This window comes from Escherichia sp. TW14182 (assembly GCF_000208525.1).
In the GTDB taxonomy this organism is placed as follows: Bacteria; Pseudomonadota; Gammaproteobacteria; order Enterobacterales; family Enterobacteriaceae; genus Escherichia; species Escherichia ruysiae.
Genome location: NZ_AEJZ01000210.1, coordinates 1 through 5740, shown reverse-complemented (window position 1 = coordinate 5740; position 5740 = coordinate 1). Strand labels below are relative to the sequence as shown.

Sequence of the window (5740 nt, the reverse complement as noted above, 5' to 3'; positions counted from 1 at the left end):
AATGGGGGGGATGTGTTCATTACATTTTCTGCGTCAGCCTTTGCGCTCAGGGCGGGGTTTCTGCTCTCGCTGCCCTGACTGTTAACAATGCTGAACCCGCGCGTGGCAAGGTCTTCGACGGCTTTGCGGTATATGGAGTAGTTAACGCAATACAGCTCCAGATTGCTCCAGTCGGCGGGGGTAAGGTCTTCCCGTCCGGAAAGCTGGCGCGATTTTTCCTTCCACTGCCTGACCGCGATTTCATCCAGGTAAGCGGGGGCTTTTGGTGGTCTTGCCATGTTCTTTTTTCGCCCAATTATTTTCAAAAAAATTCCCGTGCACAAAAATTTGAGGAGGCGGTCGGTGTCCGGCAGGGACGGTTTCGTCCTGAAAACCTCCCCCACCCCCTCTGACGGCCTCACCAGCGATTGCGAAAACATTCCATGACCTCGCGGTCACGGTCGGTTAATCGCTTCGCTGTGGTGCGTTCTGTGCGCCCTGTCCTGTTGGCTTTGTGCCCTGTCTCCTGTGCCTTCCATGTGTCACGCTGCCTTATCAGTCCACGTATCAGCCTGTTTTGCTCCTGTTCAGTCATCATCGCCATACATCCAGTCGTTACGATGTGCCGCCCGTTCTTCCTGCTCGCGATACATGCCCGCCTTACGGTTCGCTTTCGTGGCTGGATCTTCCCGTGTCGTCTTACGGTTGTGGCACGTCTGGCACAATGCCTGGTGATTCCACTCAGGCCAGAAGAGAACATCACCGCCGCCATTGATGGGAATGATGTGATCCACCACAAGAGCTGGCGTATAAATACCTTTAGCCAGACAACGCACGCATAACGGGTTTTTGCTCAGATACAGGGCGCGGTATTTGTCCCACTGTCGGGAATACCCACGCGCGCGGCGGTGTCCCCGTCTGGCATCCTCTGCACGCCATGCAGCCCGCCTGTGCTCTTCACACTTGCCGGACTTCACACGCTTATTACAGCCCGGTTCAGTACAACGCCTTAATGGTTGCCACGGCATCAATACACCCCCACATCACGATAAACTGACCAGAGCGCAGAAATAGCCATAGGCAGTTCCGACTGCTCCACAGGTGAAACCGCTTCCCTGTTCTCATACAGAAAAGCGATGTACATCAGGCAACCAACACGCATTGCCGGGGTAAATTCCAGACCGTCTTCAAAACGTTTCCCGATGTGCTTCTGGCAGGCTTCCAGCGCCGCATCGGTATACATTTTCAGAAGTTCGCCTTCTCCGGAAAAGTCATCAAGGCGAAGATGTGCCCTGACTTCATCAGGTGTAATTTTTTCTTCACTCATCTTTTTCACCTTTAATTTCCACCGTCTGCTTCCATGCCTGGCTGAATTCGTCGCCACCTTCACGCGGCGGCATCCCCTCACGTTCGCGGGCTTCGTTCGGATTCATGATCCCGTTCTTAATCCCTTTCTCATACGTGGCGTAACGTTCGGTAGGGGTGGCGCGTAATAAATCGGCTGAATCAAACTCAACCAGATAACGGGTACCAGGTACGGGAGAAGCCACCAGCAAAGCGGCCTTGATTTGCTGTTCGAAGTTCGCCAGCCACGGGCGCATTGTCATGGTCAGAAACGCGCGGCTTGCCTCACTGAAATTGCTGTAGGTGCTGTTGCTGTATTCCTGCAGAAAAATAGGCGACACGTTGAACATCCGGGCGATGTCTTCAATGGAGAAGCGACGGGAGGCCAGCCATTCCGCATCCTGGTTACTCATTCCCAGTTGCTTGTAATCCATGCCCCCTTCAAGGATTGGCGTTTTTCCGGCATTTTTCGCCCCCTTGTAGCGTTCCAGGGCGTCTAATGCCTGTTTACCTTTCACACCGTCCAGCCATTCGCCTGACGTGATAATCCCTGCCGCCATCATGCCATCTTTCATAATGCTGGCTCCGTGACGCTGTTGAGCAAGGCCAAGCCCCAGCGCCTCACGGCAAATAGTGACGGGGGAGCGCCCCAGAAAGCCATCATCCGAGGCATAGCGGAGATGCAGAACTTCTTCCTGTAAATACGTGCGCACCGTTCCTGTACAGGGTTCGGTGATGGTATAGCGGTATTTGTGTGCGCCTGTGCGTTCCGGTACAACACACCCCGGCGCATAAGGATGAAGTGATTTTGGCTGCCCGTCCTGCCCCCACTCAATAACCGCATAGGCGTTACCGTTCAGCAGACAGTGACGCATCATTGTGCGTTTAAACTGGTAAGGTGTCTGGCACGAATTAGGCTGCTCATTCAGCAGAATATCTACCGGATGACTGTCCAGCCATTCCCGCGCCTCCCTGCCCTTGTCATTACGTACCAGATACAGATAACACGGCATCGTGGCCACCGCCTCAGCGATGACAGAAACCGCGTTCATCACAGCAGGCAATGATTCAGCCGTCCCGGCAGAAACATATTCTCCGGATCCGGTATTCGGTACGCCGGACAGCGCCAGAAAATCATCAATGGACAGGTTACGCAGATCGCTTTTTTTACGACTAAAAGGCCACCACATATCACAACCCCGCCAGTTCAGCCCAGCGATGACGATTATTTCCTGCCGGGCGTAATTCAGGGTGCTGTGCAAACAACGAACGGTGGGCAATCTCCACGCCGGATTCGGGATAAGCAGGCATTGACGTTATCGTGATTTCACGGAGTTCTGCGGCGGTAACAGTGCGCAGATACGGTTTTTGCGCGATATTCCATTCTTCGCATAATGCGCGAAAGCCAAAGCTCATTCCTGTAATGTCGCCTCGCTCCACCAGCGTAAGCACATCTTTTCCAAGCTGGGTATCAGGCGGTGTCAGTTCAAAACGTAGCCCGGTGTTGTCCTCAGTCAGTACCAGTGTTCCGGATTTGGTGCGCCCCAGCAGTCGGGTATAGTCATGCTCATACAGGCAGCGCACATCATTACCCGCCGCCAGATAGTCAGCAAAAGCCCCCGGCGTGAACTGTTCGCGGAATTCGTCCCAGATAATTTCTGAAAGGCTGTTCCAGCGAACGGCATAACCCACCAGTTTTTTATCGCTGGCGGTCAGTTCAGATGTACGGATTTCAAAATCGGTATTTTTCATCGGTGTACTCCATAAAGCTGAAAAAGGAGGCCGAAGCCCCCTTTGCTCATTACTTGCCAGCCTGAATTTCCAGAATCTTGATGGCGTTCGAATCCACCACACCACCGCCCAGATATTTCTGGGTATAGATGTTAATGAATCCGGGTTCGCTGAAATCCGGACGGGTACGCGTACCGGTTTCATGGTCAACGATGAAATAACCGCGCTTAAAGTCACCTACTGCAATCACACCGTCCGGCATAAATTCCAGATATTCAACCGGAAGCCCCAGCAGAGAATCAGGATCACCAGCCTGTAAACGATCGCGCCAGATGTAATCACCAGTGGCATTTTTCAGTTTTTGTGCGGAGGCGGCTGTATTTGAGTTCATCACCCATACAGCTTTTTTGCGGTACTTATTGCGTAGCGTAAATTTCAGGTCAATCAGCATGTCGGCGCTGAGGCTGCCAGTCACTTTTTTCGTCTGGAGCGTACCGAAAGGACGGGTTTTGTCATTATCTGCAGTGCGCGGGAAAGCCAGGAAACCTTTAGCTTTTTTCTCGCCGTCACCGGAAACCAGATCCGTTTCTTCGGTATCAACGAAAGTGTCGCCAATTTCAGAGGATAACCAGCCCATAATATCGACTTCGGAAAAATCGATAATTTCCTGAGTGGTTTTCGGGTAAGCGTAGATCGGATACAGGCGGATACTGACTTCATTCAGTTTTGGTGTTGCCGTCTGGTTACGTGTAGTGCCTTCTTCACCGTGTTCAACGACCGCGCCCCCGGCAGAAACCAGTTGCTTAAATTCATTGCTGTGAATGGTTTTAACGGTACAGATTTTACGCATCACCGATTCATCAGAAAGCTGACGCATAATTTCTCTGTTCAGTTCCGGGATAACCGTATAACCACCATCAGCCGGGACACTGCCGGACAGGTTGCGGGTTTCCCCGGTCAGAATGTAAGAGCGCAGTTCATCTTTGGTGATTTTCTCTTCGACGGAAACACCAGGCTGGTTACGTTCTTCATCCGCAACAGCTTCAAGACGGGAGATTTCTGTGTCGAGGGAATCGGCTTTTGCACGCAGTTCATCAAACTGTTTGCCCTCGTCATCGGTCAGACTGCGGTTTTCACTGTCGGCTTTTTCCAGCAGGGATCGCATCTGGTTTTTCAGGGCGGTTTTTTGCTGGCGGAGTTCGATTAATTTCTTCATGAAGGGTTTCTCGTATCAGTTAAACGTAAAGACGTGAAACCAACACGGAGGGAGCGCCGCCCGACACTCTCGGCATCTCGCAGATCAACCCGGCATCGCGCAGGGGGTCAGGCGGCATTGTGGCGGCTCACGTCTGAGTGCCACACGCCAACATATACATAAAAATCAGTATGTAAACATCAGCCAGAATCACCGAACAACCTGGAACAACCACGAACAAATAATTTACAAAACCTGAAAAAATAAATAAGCTGTTCCGTACATTTTCTGCTCGTCAATCAGGAGGAACGAACTATGTCAGAAAATGAACTGAAAAAAGCAATGTTCATTCAGCAACGATTGCAGATTCTCCACCTTGGTAAACACTATGATGAGTTCAGCGATTCTTACGTGTATGCCTGGGAGGCAGATGTTTATCCTTTCTTGCAGGATGGCGACGGAAGTATTCCTACTCGCCCACATGAAATTTACGAAGAGTTTTTCGGCACATCTAAAAACAAAGCTAAAAAGATATACGATCGTCTGTGCAAAGCCTGGCACGACCGGGAGGCGCTCACATTCTATAAACTAGAAAGTGAATATGGTGTAACAAGTAGCAGCATGCACGGATGGACACGAAGTGATTTACTTCACATCTGTCGCTATCTGTATCTTGAGGGGTGTTTCGATAAAGATTTCTGGGAAACATTACTGGAAAACGGAAAATGCCCAAGCGAAGCACTTTACCTTAGCGATGAATTTAATCGCGATACAGAGATCGACTTCTAAAAATAATGGCCTGGAAAATACCAGGCCATTATTATTCTACCGTTTCACGGGATCACGCATTCTGCGCCTTATTTTCCACAGATATTCGATCATCGCTTCCACCTGCTCACGGTTGGTTGCGAAAATTTCCCCGGTCAGTGAGCTACGCAGAAAATCATGATGATCCACAAAAAATAACGCATCGGAAGAAAGCAGCCGGCGATATTTTTTTACTGTCGTGGTTTCCAGATCATCAAAATCATGAAGCTTTTTATGTTGCTGGACTTCTTCAAATGTCACTGGCATGTTTCCTCCTGCTGCCACGATACCAGAAACAGTTAACAACCGTTATCAATTATCCCTTTTTTTCGGGTAGTTCCTGAACATCTCACCGCCAGGTTTCTGTAAGCCCATCCCGGTATGTGTGCGGTTTATGGCCTCTTTCAGTATTCCGAAATTATCCGGTATGACTGGTTGGCGCGCTGCCTTACGGATACATTCCGCGCGACGCTTTGCCACCTGTTCGCGCTCCTTGTCAGTGCTCACCAGCCACATAACATCAGCCCAACGTGCCGCCGCTCTCCGGTACAGCCCTTTAGCCTCCAGTTCTTCCGCTTTGCTGTCTTTAATCATGCTGTACCTCACTGCTTAAAACGGTATCCCGTCCCCGTACGGATCATCGTGCTGGCCTGTCTGTTGTTTTGCCCTGTTCAGTGCGTCAGT

The 5740-nt window shown here is 50.8% G+C and carries 10 protein-coding genes; 1 reads left to right on the top strand and 9 read right to left on the bottom strand.

Features of this window, described 5'->3' with window-relative positions; genetic code table 11:
- The 7 genes from EQY_RS0116860 to EQY_RS0116830 form a co-directional block, all read right to left on the bottom strand.
- Positions 1-278 (bottom strand): phage terminase small subunit P27 family (locus tag EQY_RS0116860; protein WP_024212626.1); only part of this gene is annotated, 278 nt, incomplete at its 3' end.
- A gap of 119 nt (positions 279-397) precedes the next feature.
- Entirely contained in the window at positions 398-583 is a 186-nt protein-coding gene (locus tag EQY_RS26610) for a hypothetical protein (RefSeq protein WP_001251185.1), read from the bottom strand.
- Complete coding sequence (locus tag EQY_RS0116850; protein WP_001145897.1) at positions 567-1007, bottom strand: HNH endonuclease signature motif containing protein; 441 nt, start codon at positions 1005-1007, stop codon at positions 567-569. The genes EQY_RS26610 and EQY_RS0116850 overlap by 17 nt, the downstream gene beginning before the upstream one ends.
- Positions 1007-1306 carry a head-tail connector protein gene (locus EQY_RS0116845; RefSeq protein WP_001288063.1) on the bottom strand — a complete coding sequence of 100 codons (300 nt, stop codon included), beginning with the start codon at positions 1304-1306 and terminating at the stop codon, positions 1007-1009. The genes EQY_RS0116850 and EQY_RS0116845 overlap by 1 nt, the downstream gene beginning before the upstream one ends.
- Complete coding sequence (locus tag EQY_RS0116840) at positions 1299-2513, bottom strand: phage portal protein (RefSeq protein ID WP_000270247.1); 1215 nt, start codon at positions 2511-2513, stop codon at positions 1299-1301. Before EQY_RS0116840 ends, EQY_RS0116845 begins: the two co-directional genes overlap by 8 nt.
- A 1-nt stretch (position 2514) precedes the next feature.
- A complete protein-coding gene (locus tag EQY_RS0116835) occupies positions 2515-3075 on the bottom strand; it encodes an HK97 family phage prohead protease (RefSeq protein WP_000798768.1) in 561 nt (186 codons plus the stop codon).
- 49 nt (positions 3076-3124) lie between these two features.
- On the bottom strand, positions 3125-4270 hold the full coding sequence (locus EQY_RS0116830) for a phage major capsid protein (protein WP_000733261.1): 1146 nt from the start codon (positions 4268-4270) through the stop codon (positions 3125-3127).
- Between the two features lie 294 nt (positions 4271-4564).
- On the opposite strand from EQY_RS0116830, the gene EQY_RS0116825 reads away from it, so the two are divergent.
- On the top strand, positions 4565-5038 hold the full coding sequence (locus EQY_RS0116825) for a hypothetical protein (RefSeq protein WP_001293446.1): 474 nt from the start codon (positions 4565-4567) through the stop codon (positions 5036-5038).
- Between the two features lie 36 nt (positions 5039-5074).
- Here EQY_RS0116825 and EQY_RS0116820 read toward each other — a convergent pair whose 3' ends face one another.
- Positions 5075-5323 carry a hypothetical protein gene (locus EQY_RS0116820; protein ID WP_001145409.1) on the bottom strand — a complete coding sequence of 83 codons (249 nt, stop codon included), beginning with the start codon at positions 5321-5323 and terminating at the stop codon, positions 5075-5077.
- Positions 5324-5368: 45 nt separating this feature from the next.
- Positions 5369-5650: a PerC family transcriptional regulator gene (locus EQY_RS0116815; protein WP_000588637.1), complete on the bottom strand. Its 282-nt coding sequence runs from the start codon at positions 5648-5650 to the stop codon at positions 5369-5371.
- Between the last annotated feature and the right edge of the window lie 90 nt (positions 5651-5740).

Excerpts from the sequence above, each read along its gene's own strand:
- EQY_RS26610 (WP_001251185.1), bottom strand. The coding sequence starts at position 583 with ATGGCGATGATGACTGAACAGGAGCAAAACAGGCTGATACGTGGACTG.
- EQY_RS0116850 (WP_001145897.1), bottom strand. The coding sequence starts at position 1,007 with ATGCCGTGGCAACCATTAAGGCGTTGTACTGAACCGGGCTGTAATAAG.
- EQY_RS0116845 (WP_001288063.1), bottom strand. The coding sequence starts at position 1,306 with ATGAGTGAAGAAAAAATTACACCTGATGAAGTCAGGGCACATCTTCGC.
- EQY_RS0116840 (WP_000270247.1), bottom strand. The coding sequence starts at position 2,513 with ATGTGGTGGCCTTTTAGTCGTAAAAAAAGCGATCTGCGTAACCTGTCC.
- EQY_RS0116835 (WP_000798768.1), bottom strand. The coding sequence starts at position 3,075 with ATGAAAAATACCGATTTTGAAATCCGTACATCTGAACTGACCGCCAGC.
- EQY_RS0116830 (WP_000733261.1), bottom strand. The coding sequence starts at position 4,270 with ATGAAGAAATTAATCGAACTCCGCCAGCAAAAAACCGCCCTGAAAAAC.
- EQY_RS0116825 (WP_001293446.1), top strand. The coding sequence starts at position 4,565 with ATGTCAGAAAATGAACTGAAAAAAGCAATGTTCATTCAGCAACGATTG.
- EQY_RS0116820 (WP_001145409.1), bottom strand. The coding sequence starts at position 5,323 with ATGCCAGTGACATTTGAAGAAGTCCAGCAACATAAAAAGCTTCATGAT.
- EQY_RS0116815 (WP_000588637.1), bottom strand. The coding sequence starts at position 5,650 with ATGATTAAAGACAGCAAAGCGGAAGAACTGGAGGCTAAAGGGCTGTAC.